Annotated in this window: 16 protein-coding genes; all 16 read right to left on the reverse strand. The window is 45.5% G+C overall.

The features are described 5' to 3' along the window. Positions 1–61: 61 nt before the first annotated feature. The 16 genes from NYR53_RS22340 to NYR53_RS22415 all read right to left on the reverse strand — a co-directional run bounded on the left by NYR53_RS22340 (position 62) and on the right by NYR53_RS22415 (position 22,866). On the reverse strand, positions 62–1,060 hold the full coding sequence (locus tag NYR53_RS22340) for a Gfo/Idh/MocA family protein (RefSeq protein WP_261301357.1): 999 nt from the start codon (positions 1,058–1,060) through the stop codon (positions 62–64). A gap of 23 nt (positions 1,061–1,083) precedes the next feature. Further along, a complete protein-coding gene (locus tag NYR53_RS22345) occupies positions 1,084–1,995 on the reverse strand; it encodes a Gfo/Idh/MocA family protein (RefSeq protein WP_367618560.1) in 912 nt (303 codons plus the stop codon). 22 nt (positions 1,996–2,017) lie between these two features. Further along, the gene (locus tag NYR53_RS22350; protein ID WP_261301358.1) at positions 2,018–3,088 is read right to left on the reverse strand and encodes a dihydrodipicolinate synthase family protein; all 1,071 of its coding nucleotides are present in this window, start codon (positions 3,086–3,088) and stop codon (positions 2,018–2,020) included. A gap of 2 nt (positions 3,089–3,090) precedes the next feature. Further along, positions 3,091–4,107 (reverse strand): NAD-dependent epimerase/dehydratase family protein, encoded by a 1,017-nt coding sequence (locus tag NYR53_RS22355; RefSeq protein ID WP_261301359.1) that lies wholly within the window; start codon positions 4,105–4,107, stop codon positions 3,091–3,093. 123 nt (positions 4,108–4,230) lie between these two features. Next, positions 4,231–5,463 carry a GTP cyclohydrolase IIa gene (locus tag NYR53_RS22360; RefSeq protein ID WP_261301360.1) on the reverse strand — a complete coding sequence of 411 codons (1,233 nt, stop codon included), beginning with the start codon at positions 5,461–5,463 and terminating at the stop codon, positions 4,231–4,233. Between the two features lie 648 nt (positions 5,464–6,111). After that, positions 6,112–8,967 (reverse strand): glycoside hydrolase family 2 TIM barrel-domain containing protein, encoded by a 2,856-nt coding sequence (locus tag NYR53_RS22365; RefSeq protein WP_261301361.1) that lies wholly within the window; start codon positions 8,965–8,967, stop codon positions 6,112–6,114. A gap of 302 nt (positions 8,968–9,269) precedes the next feature. Continuing rightward, on the reverse strand, positions 9,270–10,877 hold the full coding sequence (locus NYR53_RS22370; protein ID WP_261301362.1) for a response regulator: 1,608 nt from the start codon (positions 10,875–10,877) through the stop codon (positions 9,270–9,272). Positions 10,878–10,900: 23 nt separating this feature from the next. Beyond that, the gene (locus NYR53_RS22375) at positions 10,901–12,628 is read right to left on the reverse strand and encodes a sensor histidine kinase (protein WP_261301363.1); all 1,728 of its coding nucleotides are present in this window, start codon (positions 12,626–12,628) and stop codon (positions 10,901–10,903) included. A gap of 133 nt (positions 12,629–12,761) precedes the next feature. After that, positions 12,762–13,649, reverse strand: coding sequence for a carbohydrate ABC transporter permease (locus NYR53_RS22380; protein ID WP_261301364.1), 888 nt, complete (start codon positions 13,647–13,649; stop codon positions 12,762–12,764). A gap of 30 nt (positions 13,650–13,679) precedes the next feature. Then, on the reverse strand, positions 13,680–14,639 hold the full coding sequence (locus tag NYR53_RS22385) for an ABC transporter permease (protein WP_261301365.1): 960 nt from the start codon (positions 14,637–14,639) through the stop codon (positions 13,680–13,682). An 86-nt stretch (positions 14,640–14,725) separates the two neighbouring features. Further along, entirely contained in the window at positions 14,726–16,318 is a 1,593-nt protein-coding gene (locus NYR53_RS22390; protein WP_261301366.1) for a type 2 periplasmic-binding domain-containing protein, read from the reverse strand. 442 nt (positions 16,319–16,760) lie between these two features. Then, the gene (locus NYR53_RS22395) at positions 16,761–17,366 is read right to left on the reverse strand and encodes a hypothetical protein (protein WP_261301367.1); all 606 of its coding nucleotides are present in this window, start codon (positions 17,364–17,366) and stop codon (positions 16,761–16,763) included. A 96-nt stretch (positions 17,367–17,462) separates the two neighbouring features. Continuing rightward, entirely contained in the window at positions 17,463–18,962 is a 1,500-nt protein-coding gene (locus NYR53_RS22400) for an FGGY-family carbohydrate kinase (protein WP_261301368.1), read from the reverse strand. Positions 18,963–19,096: 134 nt separating this feature from the next. Beyond that, positions 19,097–21,244, reverse strand: a complete 2,148-nt coding sequence (locus NYR53_RS22405) for a Sip1-related alpha-galactosidase (RefSeq protein ID WP_261301369.1) — start codon at positions 21,242–21,244, stop codon at positions 19,097–19,099. 21 nt (positions 21,245–21,265) lie between these two features. Then, complete coding sequence (locus NYR53_RS22410; RefSeq protein ID WP_261301370.1) at positions 21,266–22,237, reverse strand: ROK family protein; 972 nt, start codon at positions 22,235–22,237, stop codon at positions 21,266–21,268. Next, positions 22,234–22,866 carry a D-sedoheptulose-7-phosphate isomerase gene (locus tag NYR53_RS22415; protein ID WP_261301371.1) on the reverse strand — a complete coding sequence of 211 codons (633 nt, stop codon included), beginning with the start codon at positions 22,864–22,866 and terminating at the stop codon, positions 22,234–22,236. Before NYR53_RS22415 ends, NYR53_RS22410 begins: the two co-directional genes overlap by 4 nt. Positions 22,867–22,880 lie beyond the last annotated feature (14 nt).

The following is a 22,880-nucleotide window of genomic DNA, read 5'->3' on the forward strand; positions in this document are numbered from 1 at the left end:
CAAAAGGGGTTATTTCCCAGGTCTGAGAAGACCTTGAAAACAACCCTTTTTTTCATCTACTCTATCCAATTTCACGATCCACAAACTGTTCCAAACCTGTTTCTGCAGATCGGTAAACAGCTTCCAATGCAGCTATGACACCTCGTGCATACGCTGGAGAGCAGCTTGTTTCCGAATGGTCTCGAATAGCCGTGAGCAAGTCGGAATATTGCAATTCGAATGGAGCAGCCGTGTTTAATATCTCCAGCTTCTCATACTCACCGCCCCGACTCATCCATAAGCTATCACCGGTTACTAGTTTCAGCATACCACCCGTAAACACAATCTCCGTTTCATTGCGTGATGCCCCTAAATAACCCGATTGAACAATCATCGCAGGAATTCCTGACGCAAGTTCCAGATAAATCATTCCGCTGCCTTCTACATTGCCTCTGCTCCCATGATAACTCACAGATGATCTTACTTTACGGACTGTACCATCCGTCAGCCACTGAATTTTATCGATAGAGTGCGTTCCCAAATTGGCCAGAATACCACCTCCTGATTTCTCTTTTTCGAGAAACCACTGTGGACGCGAGTCTTGGAAGTAATTCGTATGTCTGACATCATGAATCATGACAAGCTTTCCTAATTCTTCACTTTGAATGATCTTTTTGGCCTGAATATTTTCAGCAATATAATGCTGAGTATGTCCGACCAAGATACGAATATCCGCTTTAATTCCAGCTTGGATAATCTCATCACATTCTGCTACGGACAAAGCCATCGGTTTCTCCAACATCAAATGGCAGCCATGTTCCGCCGCAAACACGGCTGTCTCTTTATGTAAATAGTGAGGCAACGCAATGACGACCACATCCGGTCTTTCCTGTGTGATCATTTCCCGATAATCGTTATAGGCCATTATTTCATAGAGCTGGGCGATTTCATTCGCTTTATCGAGATTGATATCTACAACCGCGCAAGCTGCAAATCCCGTCGTTGCCCGGATAGCATCAAAATGTTCTTTGGCTATAATACCCGCACCAAGCACGGCTACCCTTAATTCTGCTTTTTGCATGGCCGTTTCATCCTTTCCCGATTCTACAAATATACCTCTAAACCGGATTCACGACTTTCGTTAGCCGCTTCCAAGAATCTTATAATCTGCAGTGTCTCATCCATGTCAATATCAGGTGTCCCTGATACAAACATGCTCATAATTTTCTCCATTAAGCTGGCATAATAAGGTTTCGGATGTCGATACACATCAATAAATTGCGTTTTGGTTTCCCTATGCAGCAGTGCGCCAAATTCGGAGTTGCCTTTGCGATTGCCGCGAATCGTACCGATGATACCATTTTCCCAGACACCGGTAATGAGATCATGGTCATCAGTTGTAACAGCCGAGACCTTCACACAACCTTTGCCCAGTGTTTTAAAAAGCATCTCTGCCGTATGCACGCCATACCAGTATAGCCCCGGCTGTGTGAGTTGCATAGCTAGCGGACCATAGCAGTCCATGCCGATAATGCTGCCGCTTTCAGATTCCAGTAACGCCTCCGTCAATGCTTCGGCATAACGAAGCGAAGAACAGCTCATCATCGGTATGCGATGCAGCTGGGCCAATTCCACGATAGCCTTCGCATCGGAGGAAGAAAGAGCCATTGGCTTATCGATGAAAATCGGTTTGCGATAAGCCGCAATGCGTCGAAACAGCTCGAGATGAACCCGCCCGTCGACCGACACCATCAGAATAGCATCGCAAGCCTCAGCCACCGCTTCCGGCGAATCAACAATTTTCACACCATACTTGTCGCGAACTTGCTCCGTAAACCCTTCAACTCGTGAATAACTCATCTCGAAGTCGGCTGAACCGCCTGGATAAGCAACCGTCACTTCCCCGCCGGGCACATAATAAGCATGATTCTTATCGTTTAACAATTGCGTAAATGTGGGAGCATGCGATGAATCGAGTCCTATCATACCAATTCGAATCGGTTTACCAGACATCATCCGTAAATCCTCCATTCCACAATCAATCTGCTAACCATTCAGATAAGTGCTTCTTAACAAATTCATCGTCGTTCAAGCTCGGATAATTGCGATAGACGCGGTCAATTTCCTCCATTTGTCCGTTAGAGAGCCCTTCTTCGGGATTTAAACACCAACGTCCTTCCAAAAGACCTTGTCTCCTAAGCACCTCATGAATCCCGGCTATACAGCCCGCAAATCCATTCGCTGTGTCGAAAAATGCCGCATTAGAGTCCGTTACTTCAATATTGCGCGTCAACCAGTGGGAACTTAGACTTTCATCGTTTCGTACAAGTTTGATGGCATCCAAGAGTTCAACAGCCTTTTGCGTCCAAACAGACCAATGACCCAACAAACCGCCCACTATTTTTTTCTCAACCTTGTTTCCGTTAACGACAAAATGGTATGTGGTCAGCAGATCATTCACAATATTATCGTCATTGCCTGTATACAGAGCGATTTCATCTCTTCGCTCAGAATTACATACAGCACGCACGACATCGATCGTTTGATAACGGTTAAACGGTGCCATTTTGATTCCCGCCACGCCGGAAATGTTCGCAAATTCTTTCCAGAAATCGTAGCTTAGTACTCTCCCACCGACGGAAGGCTGTAGGTAAAAGCCGAATACCGGAATGATCTCCGCGATTTTGGCAATTCGCTTCAGTAAGTCATTCTCTGTCCAGCTCTGAAGTCCTCCCATGCTGACTAGACCGAGATCATATCCGAGACCCACTGCTGTTTCCGCTTCATAAACGGCTTGCTCGGTTGGGCCGCATATGCCGGCTACTTGAAGGAAAGGTCTGTTTAACTTGGCATTCTTCACTTCTTCGGATGCTAATTTCAGTACCTTTTCGAAAAGATTATGCTCCTTGTCCCTGATCTCAAACTGTGTCGTATGCACAGCAACTGCGATGCCGCCAGTTCCTGAAGCCATATAATAACGTGTCAAGGCTCTTTGCCTGCGTTCGTCCATTTCTCTTGCAGCGTTTAACGCAAGCGGATGTGCGGGAATAACCTGACCTTCGTGCAGCGCTCTGTATTTTTCCGGAGTAAGTGGTTTGAATATACTCATCTTTAATATTTCCCCTCCCGCTCTTGGAAATGGGTTGGTTTATTCCAAGTGTGACCATCAGCCAAACACCACTCGGCAGTCCATTCAATCATTTGCTGCATGGAAACTTGAGGATAACCGAACAACTGATGGGCTTTTGCAGAATTGCTCAATAAAGCTGTAGGCGATTCTTCACCTACAAAGATAGGTTCTACACCAAATCTTTGGCCAAACATATTTGCCGCCCAACGCATCGATAACGTTTCAGGACCGGATACATTTAAGAAGTTAGGCGGGGAACTGGCAATATTCAAAGAACGAATAGCCATTTCATTCGCATCCCCCTGCCAAATACAGTTCACATTGCCCATGGTGATGTTGATAGGTTTCCCTGCTTTAACTGATTTCGCTATTTCCAAAAGCACGCCATAGCGCAAATCCACCGCATAATTCAGTCTGAAAATGGTCAATGGCGTATTATACTTACGGGAAAAATGCTCAAAAATTCGCTCACGACCTAAACAAGATTGACCATACTCTCCGATCGGGCCTGTCGCCGTATCTTCTGTAGCTCCTCCATGAGCAACCGGTGTGAATGGGTACACATTCCCTGTAGAAAAAGCGACAATTCGAGAGTTTTTATATTTTTCCGCAACACGTCCAGGGAGGTAAGCATTCATTGCCCATGTAAAATGTTCATTCCCCATCGTGCCAAATTTATTTCCCGCCATATAAATCACATTCTTCACATCAGGCAGCTGCTGAAGCTGTTGATCGTTCAATAAATCAACAGAAATCGTTTCAACACCGTCTCCTTCCAGTTCTTGTTTTAAGCCTTCGGAAGAGAACCGCGAAGCGCCGATCACCTTTTTATTTACACCGGCTTCTTTGATCGCGTTCATGGCTAACCTAGCCAAACTAGGTCCCATCTTACCGCCAATACCAAGTAACAGAATATCCCCATCGAGTGCTGCAATATCATTGATTAAAGCGGACGAAGGCTGAGCTAGCTTTGTTTCTAAGTCGTGGATTGTTTTCATGTCGTTCTCCTCTCGATTTTCAAGTCTACATCCCTATTTTAATGAGCCGATACATTAAAAGACAAGTCTTTAAAATGTCTATAAATAAACAGAGGGATAGGACGAATCCCTTTCCATCTCACCTTAGTTGTTCATGCTTTCATCCAGAAACGCAAACTCGAAAATTTGCCGTGGACGGCCTTTCGGCATTTTCTCCATACCGCTTGTCCGGACTAAACCTGTATCCGACCATTCGAGCAGTAATCGATGGGTGCTTCTAACCGTAATATTGAGCAGCAAAGCTAATTCTTGAACGTTATACTCTTTCTTGCCGGTACGGGCATAGGTGACAAGCAGCCTGCTTAAGTAAGGAGAAGTCATATTGGCGTTCTCTGCTTTTTTAATAAAGTCAGGATTCACCAATTCCAAATCTTTCACCTGGGCATCCACCATCTCCAAAGGTCCAAGTATGCCTCTGTCCTCTCTAACGATAAAGCATGAGTTGCCGCTCGCTTCCTTGGATTTCCGCAAGGCCGATCTTGCATTCGAGCCCGCTTCATTGGCCGTTCTGCCGAATCCAACACCAATACTTAACGTTAACTGATAGGATCTATAGATTTCTGATGCCAGAGGAACTCTTTTGTATCCAGCCGTTTCTTGTTCAAATATCCCCCTGGTTGTAAAAAATAAATATTCATCTCCTCCCAGATGCGTGAGATGACCTCGTAAAGAGTCCACATAATCCAGCAAAATTCGGTGAATATTGAGCTTCAGCTTTTGAATTTCATGCTCCGAGTTATGGCGATCGACGATTTTGCCAAAGCCATCCACATTAATCAAACCAACTACGATCTGTGATTCCTTACTTTTTCTTGCATCCGTCGATAGAAGCGCTCTCTCTAGAGCAACAACGATGTCCTGCGTGGTTGGTACCATCCATTCATTGAGGATACCTATATCATTTAATTCTGCCGAAATGGAATGGATTCCAGTGAGCGCTCCCGAGGTCAAACCTTTGTTAAAACAATCTTTATGGAACTCCAACAGTTGTTCCCTTGTCGGGTTGCTGGCCTCTTCATAGCAAATGATTTGCAAATCTTGTTCATCGATTTCTTCCAAAAATCGTTTTACCATGATCGGAGTTACCGTATCTACACTTATGGCATTTCCAACAATTTGATAATTACCATTTACCTTGGCAAGCTTTTTTTGGATGTTGTAAAAAGCCTTATATAGTCCGGTCTCGTTATACCTCACGTAATGAACAGGTACGACCGATTTCACTTTCTCCAGCACTTTTCGGTAAGGGACAGGACCGCATAATAACAAAACTTCGACTTCATTCTTTATTTCATCGGATAAATTTGGTGTTTCCATTTCATTCTTTGAATACCTAACAACGGGTTCAAACGTGGGGAAATTTTTGATGACTTTGAGTATCTTAGACACCGTTTCCTTAGGTCCGACAATGCCAATCTTTACCCCAGCACTCGCATCGTTCTGACCTATTATTTTTCCTAAAGTATCAATGGGAGATCCCTCGCTTTAATTTTCAATTGTTTCAATATATTTGAAGTAGGCTGTCGATTCCTACATTATGACCTCTACCCACTAGTTAACATAACTCCAAAATTGATTTTAGAGCCATACAGCTCTCATGAGGGCAGATTGGCTGTGGTGCATACTAATGTTGCATTTTCTACAACAATTCACACGACAAAAGGCTATTTCACAATTTGAAGTTGCAGTTCGTACAACAATTCGGGCCCATTTGATGCGAAATCTCCTAGGCCCCAATTGTTGTACATAATGCAACAATGAAGTGACAGGGGCGGGAAACAGGCAGCTATTGTTGTACTTTCTGCAACATCATTCGAAAGAGAGTAGGGATAGTAGATGAACCCAAAACAACCCTGCGCGAAAGCTCTGTGCGCAAGGCCGTAGGATGCCCAAACTCAACTTAACTATAACGCAGAAAGGCCTCTGCCTTCAAGCAAGGTAGCCTTGCCGAATGAGTTAGGCAGATTACATCTCTTTCCCGAATACTTTCACTACATAAAAACTGGCTAGTCCTTTGGATACATCGCTCACAACAATTCGCACGTACCGGATTCCTGTTTCATGAAATTCATCCATGCCCATTTCTTGTCCCGTTTGTCTTTGAGAAGCCACTACTTTCCAATGGACATCATCAGATGAAACTTCGACTTGATAGTCATACTCTGTATTATCACTTTCCCAATAGATCTTACAGCCATCCAATTCATAGACCCCCTCAAGATCTACCTTCCACCACACCGGCAGGTCATTATTTCCAGCACTCCAACGCTCGCTCCATCGATCAGCCATGATATTGCTTGTTGCTTGGCTAGCACTGCATCCAGGAAGCTCAGAGCTGGCTTTCGCCGGTTTATTGATCGCAACATCCGTCCAGTGCTCCCAATATCTTGATGATGGTGGCGAAAAGTAAGGAATCCGATCTACTTCATATTCCGGTTTTCGAGCTGGCGGTATTTGTGATTTTCCCGGTACAAATGGCTCAGAGATGGGCTTCGATATGATTTCTACGGTCGCAGGTTTCAATCCATCTGACTCCGCAAGCAGTGTGATTAGGCCAGGTTCCTTCGTCGCACGAATGAGAACTCCGATGGCTCCCGCTTCTGCTTCTACGGGGTTAGACCCCACTCTGCTATCTCCATCACCGACAATTTCTGCCGGCCCAGTCAACTGGAATGCGATCTTATTGTAGGCATCCGGAACTACGGTTCCATTAGCATCTCGCACATACACATGAACCATGATTAAATCAGAACCATCCGCTTTCAGATCAATACCGCAATCATCCACAGATAATGATAAATAATCCGGAGTCCCCGGTGTCATGACGGCATGCGTTGCTACAATAACATCGTCAACAATCGCTTCAGCCATTAATGTTCCCGACTCCCATTCTACCCCTTCGAAAATGAAAGGTGCATGCGGCATACTGCTATAGCTTGCATCTGGTTTCTTAACACCCAGAAGCCTTCCGTTCAGATAGAGCCTGATTCTTTCACAGTTGCAATATATCGTAATATCCCTAGTTGAAGTCGCTGTCCAATCATTAGCAATGAATACCATTGGCGTTGTACGAATACCCGATATTTGTAAATGAGGTTCACTTTGGCTTTGAAATAAATAATAGCTATATTTGGGTAAACGATATAAATCCAGTGCACCACAGGCAGCTATATTATCGTAGTATCCCCTGTTCGTATCGATACCAGTCCACAGCGCTCCCCCGCTAAGTCCACTGGTAGATAGAATATTATTTAAAATGTCGGTGCGCTCTTTCGAAGACTGCAGCATGCCAGACTCGCCGCCTGGGTAGAAATCTCTTGTTCCTCTTGAACATCTGAGATGCGTATGCCTTGGACCCGCCTGCTCCAAATAATGGTCCCCCCATTCTCTGATGAAAGATCCCTGATTTTCACGAAGTGCTGCTCCGTAAACGACATCATAGTCGATGGCTGCAATTCTATAATTGTCACAGGCTGCATAGCATTGATCACCTGGATATTCGGCATGGGTGACCTCTAGGGCTGTTCGTGTATATTGTTCACTATAATCGGTTTCATTCAAGATAGGCTCCCACAATACGACACTAGGGCGATTCCTATGATAACGAATCATTTCTCGTATATCTTGATAGGATCTTTCTTTAAACGTATCGTTATCCCTGAACCACTGCCATCCAGGAGTCGGCACAATACACATCAGGCCTAATTCATCACAGGCGTCCATGAAAGCCGGAGATTGCGGATAGTGTCCAGTACGAATGATTGTAAATCCGCCTTCTCTAAGCTTGATCGCATCTCTTCTATGCAGAGAATCCGATAGGGCATCTCCCACATAGACATATTCCTGATGTCGGTTGGCTCCGATTAATTTCATTAATTTCCCGTTGATATGAAAGCCTTCCCCATCAAATCGGATGTGGCGAATTCCTATTCTTGATTCATAAGCATCTACAACTACATCATTATCATAAACAACCGTGTATACCGTATATAGGTAGGGATGATCCGGGTGCCAAAGCTTGGGCTCTGATACTGTAACGCTCTGAGTAAATGTATGATCCTTCTGTTGATCAATGTTGTGTAAACTGGATGTTGCCTTACTAACTACTTCATTATTGTCATTTACTAAATAGTGGGACACTGAACAAGCTTTGGCGATATCATATTCATTACTAATATGTGTTTGTATATTTACTTGAGCTTTAAGTGAACTTACATCAGAGTACGTGATGAATAGGCCGCCACCTGCTTGTTGATTCGCATAAATAGCATCTGTGATATGCAATTTATCCGTCGTATGCAGCCATACATTCCGATAGAGTCCGCCATAATAGCAAAAATCCAATTCACCCTGAGGTTTACCTGGTGGAACATCCGGCATATCGGAGTTGTCTAGCTTCACCACAATCACATGATCCGTTTCTCCATCAGCCGTAACATAATCCGTAATATCTATTGTAAATGGCAGGTAACCGCCGTAATGTGTCAAAAGATGTTTCCCGTTCAACCATACATCTGCTGAATGCTTCGCACCTTCGAATTCTACAAATATTTTTTGACCGTTATAAGTCTTATCCACATAAAAGTGTCTCCGATACCAGGAGATGCCCAAATAGTTCAAACCTCCACTGCAGTGGGCAGGTTCTACCCTCACAGTGTGAGGAAGGTGAACAATCTCCCATGCGGAGTCATCAAAATTAGCCGCTTCTGAACCTCGTATATCCCCCCTAAAAAAACGCCAATCCTGATTAAAGCTTAATTTATTGCGATGAACGCCTTTTTTAAGTACATGGATGATACCTAATTCGTCTATTGTATTCATGTCATACTCCTCTCTACTTACATGTCTATTCGTTAATTTTAAAGAGTAGTTTCTTTAAAGACAAGTCTTTAAAGAGTCTTTATATGAGGTGAGGATACATACGGATACATGACAAATAAGCTCGGAAAACGAGCTTAATCTGTATCGCACGAAAAAATAAGGGGTAAGCTCGCTTACCCCAAACCCTATAGATTCTTATGAAGACAAAGTCCCGCTTCAAAGTACATTGGAAACAGGACTTCATCGTTGACTGCTGTAAACCGTCATGAAAAACTCAACATGACGGCTCGTATCCTTCAATCTTATTTATTTTTATATTGTGTAGGCGTAAATCCTGTGTGACTCTTGAACAATTTGCAGAAATAACGGTAGTCAGAGATGCCTACAGCCCCGGAAACTTCATAAATTTTCATCGTCGTCCGTTCCAACAGCTCGCTCGCCTTTTCCATACGTACTCGGTTCAAATAATCCGAGAAGTTCTCTCCGACCTCTTGTTTGAACATCTGACCTGCATAAGAAGGATGCAATTGAACAATCTTAGCAAGCTCGGCCACCTGCACATCCTCTTTATAATGCTCGCGAATATAGCGAATCATCAGTTGAACTTCTTTGCGCACCGACGCTGACGGATGAAAGCGATTGTTCATCCATTCATTTACGGCGTGAATCATTTTTTCCCACCATGCGCAGTAATCCGTCCACGTTTCCAAGCGATCGATCCCACTTAAACGCTCAAGAACCGAGGCTGGGAGATTGACAAACCCAGGGTGAAACATTTGTCGTGTCATACGCAGCAGATCCTCCGGATGAACCGGGGGATTATAAAGCTTGGTTATGACAGACACGCTATCCTGGAACGCTTCGGCATCCTCCCGCAGCATCGCTCTGACCACAGCAGCAATCCACTCGCGGATCTGCTCTTCATCGAATCGCCGAAATGTTGACGCATGCTTGCCTACAATAGACGAATCCGGCTTATAGAAATAAGCAGCAAGTCCATCAAGTCCTTCGCGTAACCCGTCGGCAACCTGCTTGACCGTTAAAGGTTGCTTGCTTAGTTCCCGTACAGGACCGACATGAATGAAACTCTTTATAGGAGCGAAATCTCTTAAAGCCTCAAGCAGTGCCAGTGCTAGCTGGTTCATCTTGAAGCTTTCCAGTAACTGTTTGGATCCGATCAGCAGGCACAAGCGGCTTTGCCGTATCGGCAGCATCACCATCTGGTTGCCTTCACCGAGTATGCGCTGGTCCAGTCTCTGCTCCAATACTTCGCCTACTTGTCTTTGGAGCTGAATAAGCTCCTCCTCCGTTAGATTAGCTTGCTTGGACCCCGCAGGGACTCTCCAGCCTATGGTCAGTCCTGCCATATAGCTGGCTTGGGCTACCCCTTCGAACCACTCTTCCGGAATCGTACGGGCATGGATACTTCCATCGTCATCCACCAATCGCTCCGTCCACTGACGCTTTCTCGTCCATTCCTTTTCCCATTCCAACTTACGGCGCATCTCCAACTTTTGATCCACATCCATCTCCTGCTCAATCTCTTCAGCCACCTTGCGGCAAGCATCGAGAATTTGCTCGGGCGTCTGCGCCAGCTTAATCAAATAGTTATCTACACCCAGCTCGATCGCTTGGCGCGCGTATTCAAACTCGCCATAAGCCGTTAGGATCACAATTCGGATTCGAGGCCACCTTTTGCGCACATAGGCAGCTAATTCCAATCCGCTCATATTCGGCATCGTGATATCTGTCAGCAGCAGATGAGGCGTATCCCTTTCTATCATACGGATCGCTTCTTCGGCTCCCGATGCGGCTCCTATAAACGTAAACCCCGCATCCGACCAAGGAATCCGTTCGGAAAAGCGTTCACGTACCCATTGTTCGTCATCCACCATCAGCAGCTTCAGCATGGCACTTTCCCCTTCCGCAACATTTATTTCTCTCGAAGTTCTCCTACCGGGAGACGAATCGTCACTGTTAGCCCCTCATCCGGCTCATTATGAAAACGCAGACCATATGGATATCCGAATGTCATGAGAAGGCGTTCTTGCACATTGCGCAGCCCCAAATTGTTCAAACCTTTATAAGGATTAGGCGTCCCCGTATCTTCCGTCAGTAAGACAAGCTTCTCCGGATCAATCCCTGGTCCTGTATCCGAAACCTCAAGGAGTAAACTATCGGTCTCCGTGTTTTTCCCTGAGACAATGATATGATTAACTTCTTTTTTAGTGAGCCCATAGAAAATACTGTTCTCCACCAATGTAATCAACGTTAACTTCGGGATTGCCGTGTTAAAGTAGATCTCCGGGACGGCGATGTCCATCTCGAACACATCCCCATACCTAAGGTTCATAATCTGAACATAGTTTTCCAATTGCCGAAGTTCATCCTCAACCGTCACAATATCTCCGACCTTGTCCGTTGAATACTGCAGCAGCCCCATCAACGAGCGAATCATCTCGCACATTTCAACTGTTCGTCCTGTTTCCCCCAAGCAGTATATCGCATTAAGTGTATTATTAAGAAAATGGGGGTGAATCTGCGATTGCAGCACCTTCAGCTCATGATGACGCTTCTTCTCTTCCGCTTCCCGCAAGTCATCAAATAAGGACTTGATATTGCCCATCATACTGTTGAAACCGTCGGCAATATGCGTAAACTCATCGTTGCGCTTCAGTTTGATCCGAGCTTCCAATTCGCCGCGCGCAGCAGCCTTGAATTGTCGGGTTATGGCTGTTACGGGCTTGCGGATGTAGTTCGTAATCCACACGGAAACGATCACCGCCAGAATAATGGCGATTAGCAGCACTAGCACCAGCTGTTTCTTGAGCGAGTCCAGCAATGGAAACGCCTGCGATTCCTCAATGACGGAGAAAACAAACCAGTCCCAGCGATTTTGATTACTGCTTAGGACCGTATAGCTTCCGAAAGAAGTATGAACGGTGTTGTAGGCCGTCCCGCTTGTCAGGGTTAAGGCTTGCAAGGCTTCCTTCATTTCCAAGTGATCCTGAAACGTCTTCGGATAGGCGAGATACGTGTTCGTTGACAAATAATCACCTTGGCCCGTAAACAGGTAAATTCGCCGTTGCTCGCCTTGAATGATCTGCGGACCGGTTAATGCACTCAAATTCAAATCCAGCGCAACGACGCGGTTACTGTCGATCTGCTTAGAAACCGTAATAACGGGGCGCTCATTGATTGAATAGGGGGAACTCCACCAGAAGCCCGTTTTGCTTGTCTGAGTTTTAATTTCATCAATCCGCTCGGGAGTGATGTAAAATCGATATCCGTAGGGGGAGCTCATCTTCACTTTGTCAAATTCGATCAGATATATACTATGGATCTGATCTTGATGGTACGTCATGATATTATCGATCAGTTCCGTGTAATCGGCTTCATCCATTTTATTGTAGAGAACCGGATTGGAGAGAAAGATCAGTTGACTTTGTATCGAATTCATTAGTGTTTTAATATAATTTTCAACCTGCACGACGGAGCCCTGCAGCACTTCTTCGTTATTTTGCCTGATCGGCTCGAAAAGCCGCTGATATCCAAATACACCAATCACCAGAAAAAGTACAATTACGGACAAAAAAGTGAGGATAAACAGCTTGGTGCTGACGCTGGAAGTGAAGCTTTTTCCTGTTATCCGACGAATCATGCAAGATCGCTCCCCTATCCTATGAGGATACAGCAAAGCCCCCGATATCGAGGGCTTGTGACTTTATAAATATTATAGCATGGTCAATACTTCTTTGTACCTAAATCTTTACTGTTTACTCGTGAGCTCACCATTACCCCTTAACGGAGCCTAACAATGCACCTTTGACAAAATATTTTTGCAGGAACGGATAAATGATCAGCAGAGGTAAAGTCGCTACAACAACTACGGCCATCTTGATCGTTTCCGGAGGCAGCGCGTCGAGAGCCAATGAATTAATCGAAAGCTCAGAGCTAACATTCGGCGCTTGAATCATGCTTCTCAGCACGACCTGCATGGGCATAAGCGTTTTGTCGGAAATATAAAAGATACCTTTGAAATATTCGTTCCAATGCGTAACTCCGTAGAACAAACCAATCGTAGCCATAATAGGCGCCGATAGTGGAAGTACAATGCGAAATAGTGTCTGTATATCTCCGCATCCGTCCACTTTGGCTGCCTCCTCTACTTCTGACGGGAGGTTTTCAAAGTACGTTTTGACAATCAGTAAGTTAAACGTGGAGACCATTCCTGGAATAACGAGCGCCCAGACCGAATCGTATAATCCGAGACTGCGAACCATAATGTAAAGCGGGATTATACCGCCGCTAAAAATCATTGTGAATACGAGCGCCATCAGGATGAAATTACGGCCAGGAACAGACTTCTTGGATAGGGGGTACGCCAACAGCGTGGTGACTACCAGATTCAAAGTCGTGCCTACAATCGTAATGAATACGGTAATTTTCAACGCCTGGGGAATACGCGCGCTTCCGAATATTTCTTTATACGCTTGAAAAGTTAAATGTTCCGGCCAAATTACGAAACCGCCATTCTTCATGACTTCAATATAAGGCGTCAACGATACGACAACGACATAGTACAGCGGAAACAGCGTAACGAGGGCAAACAGGGCCAGAACGGTATTTATAGCCGTATCAGCAACCTTATCCCCTTTTGATTTCTGGAGTACGAATGACATCGTAATCCCCCTCCTTTTCCAAAATGCAATCTACCATATGCCGGAACCCCCGACTTTCTTGGCCACTTTGTTTGCACCTATAACCAAAATGAGTCCTACTAAGGATTTGAAAACACCCATAGCTGCTGCAACGCCAAACTCAAGACGCTCAAAGCCATATCGATAAACCCATGTATCCACAATATCCCCGACATCATACACCCGAGCATTCAAGAAGATGAAAACCTGATCGAAGCCTGCATCCAGTATGCCGCCGATTCTAATAATCAACATGAGCACGAATACATCACGGATACCAGGCAGCGTTATATGCCAGAGCTGACGCCAACGTCCTGCACCATCCACGACGGCAGCTTCATAAAGTTCCTGGTTGATGGATGCCAAAGCCGCCAAATAGATAATGGCTCCGAATCCGGTATTTTTCCAAATTTCAGAAAGCACCAGCATTGGTCTAAAGAAATCCTTGTTCGTTAATAAATCAATTTGTCCCCAACCCATATCGCGTACAAACGTACTGATCAAACCGGAGCCTGGAGCAAGGAAAGAAAAAGCTAATCCATACACGATAACCCAGGATAGAAAATAAGGCCCGTAAGTAATGGTTTGTACCGCTCGTTTGAACCAAAGCACCCTGACTTCATTCAGCATTAGAGCAAGGATAACATCAGGCACCATGTTGCCCACAATTTTGTAAACACTGATTAACAGCGTGTTTCTCATAATTTGCAAAAATTCAGGATTATCAAAAATAACTCGAAAATTATCGAAGCCGACAAAAGGACTTCCCCAAATGCCCTTCATTAAGTTATAGTTTTGAAAAGCAATCAACGTTCCTGCCATAGGAGCATAATGAAACAAAATATAATAGACCAGTCCGGGTATCATCATGAGGTAGAACCATCTGCTGTGGTAAATGCTTCTTAGTTTACCTTGCCTCACAGGGCGTATAGCTGTAGGTTTCTCTTTCATTGCAGTTGTGGTTTCCGCCATCGCCGTATCCTCCTAGCCGTATCTCTGTTGGAAGGCAGAAGGAAACCCATGAACAACTCAGGGTTCCCCTCGATGCCTCGACACGTTTATTTAAAATCGTTAAGTTTCTTATCTTTCATAACGGAGTTCAATTGTTTGGTATACTCGGTGAAAATTTCTCTACCTTTGAACTTAGTCATCAGTTCTTCACGGTATTGCGGCCAATTTTTACCACTCTTGTCTTCAAGAACTGCTTTGGCATGGAATTTGCTCATTTCTTTGCGGAAATCCCCGATGTTGATGCCAGCAGGAGGAACTAAGCTTACTGGAGGCAATGCGTTATGTTTCGGGAAGCCTTCGACCGTTTTCAGAATTGCACGGTCATGCTCGGAAACACGGGAATCAATCAGTTCTAATCCAAGTACATTAGGATCTTCCGGTGTAAATGCCGCATACACATTCAGCCAGTTGCCTGCTTTGGCGATATCAGCTTCGAAAGCAGTAACATTTAAAGTAATTTTGTTGCCAGATTTCGTGTAGTGCTTACCTTCTTGCCCGAAGTGGGTCAATAAGAAGCCTTCTTCACCAGTAAGCCAGTTGACGATTTCCAAGGAACGCTTCACTTTGTCCGGACTCTTATCGGCTGTAGTTTTGCTTATCAAGAACGTGTCTGTAGGAACGTTGTATTTCCACATGATCGGCTTGTCGAGCGGATAGATCGGCTGCCAATTGGCTTTTGGATCTAGAGCTTTCGTACGGTTTTGTACGCTTGTTGCCACACTGTCCAGCGCCACTGTTTTGTCGCCTGCCGTGAAGAACATGCCGACTCTGCCTTGAGCAGCTTTATCAAAATGAGCTGGCGGTTTGTTCAGGAACCAATCCGGATCTACGATTCCAGCTTTGTTCCAATCTACCACTTGATCGATAACACCTTGTACTTTAAGATCCGTCCGATTATCAACATAGCTGTTGTCGACGATCATGAAGTCAGCTACAAAACCGTTGTTCAACCATTGCGGGAAGTCGAAAGGAAGATTTTGTCCGCTGCCTGCTGCCGTAAACCCGTAAGTATCTTGTTTGCCGTTGCCGTCTGGATCAGCTTTCGTGAACTGGGTTAATACGTTGGTCAGTTCATCATAATTCTTGGGTGACTTCAACCCCAGTTTATCGAGCCAGTCTTGGCGAATATACCAGGAAGCATAGGTGTTACGTGAGAAAGGCACCATACCGCGAGTGAACTCACCCTGCTTGAGTTGATAAGCATCTACTTCTTCTTTCGTTACCCACTTGAAATAATTAGGCATCGTTTCTTTCGTAACGAATGTGCTCAGATTAGCAGTTATACCGTCGTTAATGTACTTCTGGGACTCGGCACCACCGGCGATGAATAGATCAGGAGCGCTTCCGCCCGCCAAGGTCGCATTCAGCTTGTCATGATATTCTTTGCCTGTCACCATATAATCGATTTTCAAGTCCACGTTAAATTTCTCTTCAATCGCTTTTTTGACGAAATCTTTGTCAGCGGAAGGCAGTGTCACATTCCCCATCAGTCCACTCATGACGGACCAGTTAAGCGATAGCTTGGCCGGTTTAGCGTTTCCTGTTGCCTTTGGAGTTTCTGTTGTTGAAGTTGGTTTGTTGTCCGAACATGCTGTAAGCGCAAACATTGTTGCCAGTCCTATCACTACCAATTTTTTCATTCGATTAACACCCTCCTGTTTATATACTGTCCGTAAACATTTACCCCCTGTAAAAGCTAAATGATGGCGTTTACTTGACTTCATTATAGGTCCGCCGAACTAGCGAAACTAGCAGACTATTTCAAGAAATAGTGGTCATAATACAGAAATGACTCTTTAATTTACACAAAAAAAAATGCAGCCCTATGGACCGCATTCTAATTATCGTCCCTAATAAAATTGTAATACGCTTTGTCATTTCTTGCCATCATTCAATTGTATTCTCCAAGTTTTTCGTTTCAGTGTGGTGTTTTTTCTGTTTTTTTCGACACCACCTTGCTCCTGATTCCAATATTTCTATTTTCAGAGTTGTTCAGTTGCATTTTGAAGGTACCTATGCGTCAGTCCGTTCGGCAACCTCTTATGAACAACAAGGATGATGGCTTCCGATTTCGATGGAATTTCACTTCCCTACCCCTTTATTCATGACTGAAAATGCGATCAACTCATCGTTATCTGCGTCGATAATAGCAGTGCCTACATAATAATAATTACACAAAATGAAGCCATCGATACAAGATTTTTGAGACAGATCGACACGATTCATAAAAAGAGGACGTTTAAACACAAACGTATATCTATCCACTTTTTTCCCAAGAGTTATCGCTTTTTCTAGAAATATAGTTCTAGATCCTTGAGCTTCGCTTAATTCATTCTTACTAGGATCACCGGGTAGAGAAGCCGATTGAGATGTATCATTTTCTATTATTTTTAATGGTGCGTTATGCACATAAGGTTCAATCATTTGCTTGATTCTTAAATTGGAGATTTGGTGTTGAATTTCTACCAGCGAAAAGATGATGATGGACAGGAGAAATACAATACCTACACCTTTTTCAATTGTAATTCTTTGGGAAAATAGAAAGATATACAGGCCTGAAAGCAGTATGCAAGCTGTGGTTACCACGTAAAACTGCAGGGCTGTCATGCTATATTGATAGGGCGCGACAACGATATAACTCAAAATGAGTAAAATAACAAAGCTGATGATTCCAACACTTTTTCTCAAAGATTAACCTCCGTTTTCTCATTTCCTTATTCTCCCTTTGAAATCTATTTGTTCCAGAATAGCATTGTTACGCAAAAAAAAGCTAGCCTGTTAAGGTTAGCTTTGGGACTGCTGATTTAGCCACATGTCATACTCTAGGAGCATCGGACGAAAGCGCAAGAACCCATTCTCAAACAAGGACCGATACTGCTCGTGTCTCAAAGGATCAGGAACGTAAACTTGCTTTTCTTGTGCTGGAAGAGCATGTATAGCCTCCTCGAAAGAAGCGTAAACACCAGAACCGACACCCGCTATTAATGCAGCGCCAAGTAGGGTTGCTTCCGACAAATTCGGATGCTGCAGTTCGATGCCCGAGACGTCAGCTTTTATTTGCAGCCAGTGTTTATTCTTGGCGCCCCCACCTACAACAATGAGTTTGTTGATAGGCTCTCTTCCCACTTTCTCGGCTTCCAGCCGCAGCCATTCCATCTGATAAGCGTTGCCTTCCAAAATGGCCTTGAACATATCGCCTCGACTATGTCGCGTTGTTAGTCCAAACCAGCCAGCCTTTGCTACCGCATTCGGAAAAGGCGCACCGCAACCAGACAAGTAAGGGTAGTAAAGGATACCTGTCGGGGCAGGGGTTACCTGATCTAACAGCTCCAGAATTTCGGAGTAGGACAAATCTCCTTTATCCAAAAGATCCCGTAGCCATTCAACTGAGCCCCCGGAAGCCGAGTGACCGCCTATCCAAAACATATGATCCGGCAAAGGATGGCGTCCAAAGGCAAGTCCAGAATGATAATCGGCTTCCCCAAGTGCCCTTATGCCGAAGTGCCCAACCAACGTTTCCGCAGTGCCCATGGAATTATAGACATGCCCAACCTCTGGCTGACCTATCGTCAAGGATGCACATACATGATCGTGCCCTGCAAGACAAACAGCTGTATCACCACCTAAGCCAAGCTTCCTTCTAACATCTGGGAGCACGGTTCCAATGGAAGTCCCCGTGGCAACTACAGCTGGAAAATGACTTTCATCCAGCCCAAAATGTTGGATGAGTGACAGATTCCAAGCCCGCTTATCCATCCGATACACGAAGGTTCGGGCAGCAAGTGTTTCCTCTTCGGCAAACCTTCCAGTAAGTAGAAAGGCAACAAAGGCGGAAACAGATAGCCAAACACTGCCTTCAAGCGCCTCGGGCTGTGTTGCCTGTATCCAAAGCAGTTTTGACAGCCCTTGCTTGAATGATGGATGCAGTCCGCTTTGGCAAAACTGCTCGTAAGCGTCAATTTCATTTTTTATCCGCGCCTCATAGGATAAGGCACATGTCTCAAACCAAGGAATAATCACCGTTCTGGCTGCGCCCGTTTGGCGATCCACAAGCAGCCCGCTTTCAGCCATACTAGTGATACCCACTGAACGAATGGATGTTGCGGCCGCTCCGGCTACCACTTCATTGATAAGCTCAACTACCGTGCTCCACAAATGCTGCGGATCATAGTAAACGTATCCCAGTGCATGCTGGTGCTTCCGGTTAGCCCTAATTGCCGTAGCCAGCAGGTTTCCATTTTCATCAGCTACCCCTGCTTTAATGTTCGTTGTGCCTATATCCAAAGCTAAAAACAAAGTAGCCACCTCATCCTGAGAAAGTTCCCGCGGTCACAATCCGATGGTAGGAGCCGCGTCACAGCGTACCTTCCCTCATGACCCACGCCATGTCCATGTCTTCTCGCCTCCACATGCACGTGTTATTCCGATACGGAAAGAACAATGTTCAGCTTTTCATCCAACATCGGAACGTCTACTTCATACAAATGTTCACTGACAAGTAAAACTGGAAGCACCTTGCCATTCAACTGCGCGGATACACGACTATTCTCCGACACGAACCGGAACGCACCGCCTTCTTTGAGCTGAATTGCTAATGTAGAACCTTCCAATTTCACATGGCTAACCGCATCTGTTGCGATATATTTGTCTGTTAATCCAATTGGCGTCACAGCACCATCTGACGGAATGATCAGATAAATCGCACATTGACCAGGCTTCAGCTCGAAAGCATGCTGTTCGCCCTGACGCATGATCTTCATTTCACCAGAGAAATGTTCATAGAGAACAAACTCATCGCCTTTCAAACCAGGAACGTCGGACGGGCCGACCGTGCCTTTGACTGAATCCGTATACTTACCAATATGGAATGCAGCAACGACACCGGATGACTTGGCGATATTCCATAGCTTGAGCGGTACGGTTTCCTTCGTAGGATCAAGGAACAAGCAATCAGCTGTAGGGTTCGGTGTTTGCTCACAGCGAATGATTTTTCCGTTGTTATAAATTAATGGCCATATTTTTGAAGCATCGGTGTTGCCGGGTGCATCACTGAAGTAAATCGGTCCACCGCTAACCGAACGCAGCACAGCATTTTGAATATCATCATGATTCTTAGTCCAGTACATATCCCAGTCGCCATAATAAAAAGCACCGTGATAGTAGGAATTATAAGCATTTTGCAAGGCATGTTCAGCGAAACCAAATTGATCTTGGGGAACGAAATCATCACTGTTGCGAGACACAGAGGACTTAGGACGGTGCCACATATTTTCCGCAGCCATCCCCATGCAGTTAATGATCGTATGGTTAAAATGCAATGCCGCAGATGCTTCCAGCGCCTCATGAGCTGCAGCGGCAGCCTCACCGATCGCCCACTCATGCTTCGTGAAGTTCAAGACGGCGCTTTGGCTGTCTACTTTTACAAAATCAATTCCTTGACGCTCCAAGAAGGAATGCCAAGCATGCCAGAAACCAAATCCACGGCCTGCATCCGGATAGGGTATTAAGCTCTCTTTGGCGTTGCTGTAGAGGTAGTCACTATACTGTTTAGCGATTGACGAATCCGGATGAATGCCACCCCAATAGCCTGCAATAGTATGCCAAACCCCGACCCAACGAATGCCATACTTTTCTTTGAGCTGACGGACGGTTCCTGCAAGACCTTGGGGGAATTTTTCTTCATCCGCTTCAAATGAGGACAATTTTTTATCGAGTGTCTGTGACCATCCATCGTCAATCATCACCCATTGCACCGGCAAGTTAGCGGCCTGTATTTCTTCCGCTTTTACCAACAGACCTTCTTCATTGACCTGATGGTAGAACGCATCCCAGCTGCACCAGCCTAGAGAGTCGAGAATTTCAGGATAAGGTTTACGTGCGCGAGGGAGCGTCGGGTAATCAAGGATATGGAGCGCAGCTTCCACATGTCGCTCTACAAGCTGATAAGGATCAGTCCCCGTGCCTAGTACAAATGATAAGGACTCACAGCGCGTTCTTCCTCCTTGATGCGAGGAAACGCGAATTTGCAATCCGTCTTCTGCTCCGCACACATCCGTTCGAAACACAGGTCCGCATACCGGTAACAAATGATAGAATGCCGATTCCTTACGCCAAAGCAGCGATTGTGTCCGTTCAGGCAATGTCGACCAGTTTTGGTCAAAATGAGGCCGTGTCCACCAGTCCTTATGCTGATAATTGGCCATTAAGCCATCTATATTCGTCATTCCTTGTGCATGAATGATGATGCCATTCTGAGCGGCAAAGCAGATCTGCTTGCCAAAATCATTGGCATTTTTCAATTCGCCCTGCACCGATGTTAGTACAAAGGATTCGTAACAGCGGAACCTTAAATGAACAACAGCAGTGTCTGCTTCATTCAAATAAGTTACTTTCATTTCTGTGTAATCACCGAGATAATCTGTTCCCGCAGTCTCTTCACTTGCTCGACGCAGAAGTTGGAATGCCGGACCCGAATCCGGCGTCACGATAACACCAATACGACCCAGAACATCCTGCAAGCCGCTTGAACTGACATACTGAAGTTCGATTTCATTTAATTGAAACACTGGGGGGCCTCCTTATAACCGTTATTGTTCAAATGCATGCAACGCTACAGATAAGCTGGCGGCATCTCCGACATTATCCTTTAAACCCGAAGGAACAATTCCGCAAACGCCTAGTGAAATCGGCAGTGCCTCACGCTTTAGTTCCTCCATAACCATAGGGGCAAGCATGGACTCCTGCCGTTCATAAATACTCCCGATGACAATGGTATCCGGATTGAGGATATCAATCAGGATCGAAAGTCCCCTGCCCAGCTGACTACTTACCTTGCGGATGACCAGCATCGCCAGATCATCGCCAGCATGCGCGGCTTCGAATACATCTTTCGCTGTGAGCTCTTGGAGCTGATCCTTAGCAATAGGAAGAATTGTGGATCCCCCTGTTGTGAACCAGTCTTCCGTCATCCCTACTGCTAGCCTGGCAATACCGCCTCCGCTGCAAAACCCTTCAAACGAGCCTTGTTTACCATAGCCTAGAGGTCCATCCTCAGCTAAACGGATATGCCCAACCTCGCCGGCCATATCGTTCGCACCTCCATATAAGCGGCCATTTAGAATAAGACCCGCCCCCATTCCAGTTCCAAAGGTCAAGAAGATCATATTCTGGGAACCTCGTCCGGCTCCCCATTTCCATTCAGCTAACGCACAGGCGTTAGCGTCATTTTGCAATCCGACAGCTGCATGGAACCGTTCTCGAAAAGGAGTTAGCACATCAATACGGTCCCAGCCAGGTAAATTAGGCGGCGATAGCACGAGGCCATCTTTACTGCTTAAAGGACCGCCGCAGCTAATGCCGATAGCTTGCAGCTTACCTCCAGGGTTCCTCTGCACCAATCGCTCCAGCGCATCACCAAGCTGCAAAAGTGCTTCATTCGGCGTTGCCGGAGTAGGAAAGCTTATTTTATCCAAGATGTTAACGGTCTCTCCAGCCGTAATGCCTAGTACCGCAGCGCACTTCGTACCTCCGATATCAATGCCACCTAGAAGAAGACTCATACGAAAAATGCCTCCTCCAACAACATGCATAGCACATGGTAAATTGGAAGATGGCGTTCCTGAATGTCTGGCGTTGAACGATAAGGCACGCGAATCGTCACATCGCAAAGTTCTTTTAAGCAGCCTCCGCCTTCCCCAGTCAAACCAATGGTGTAGACACCAACTGCTTTGGCAACCTGCACCGCGTGTACAATATTAGCCGAGTTACCCGATGTACTGAATACAACAAGTGTATCCTCCGGCTTGCCATAGCCGTATACCTGCTGCGCGAAAACCATGTCTGCCGCCACATCGTTATTGAAAGCTGTTGCAAACGCGGTATGGCTGACAAGCGAGATGGCCGGCAGCGCACCTTGCAAATGATCGGCCAAATACGTTCCTTGTGCCTCACCATGAAGCATCAGCTTATCCCTCTGTTCCTTGAGAAGCTTTCGCGGCGACATAAATCCTTTCATCAACTCGCCCACAACGTGTTCACAATCAGCTGCACTTCCACCATTACCGGCAAGCAGCATTTTGCCTCCCTTTTCAAACGACAGCTTCATAGCTTCAAATGCATCTTGGATCGATGAACGACAGGGTACCAAGTCTGGATATTTCACGAAAAGCTGCTCCAACGTTTGACTCATACGTCTATCTCCTC

The organism is Paenibacillus andongensis (genome assembly GCF_025369935.1).
Lineage (GTDB): Bacteria > Bacillota > Bacilli > Paenibacillales > NBRC-103111 > Paenibacillus_E > Paenibacillus_E andongensis.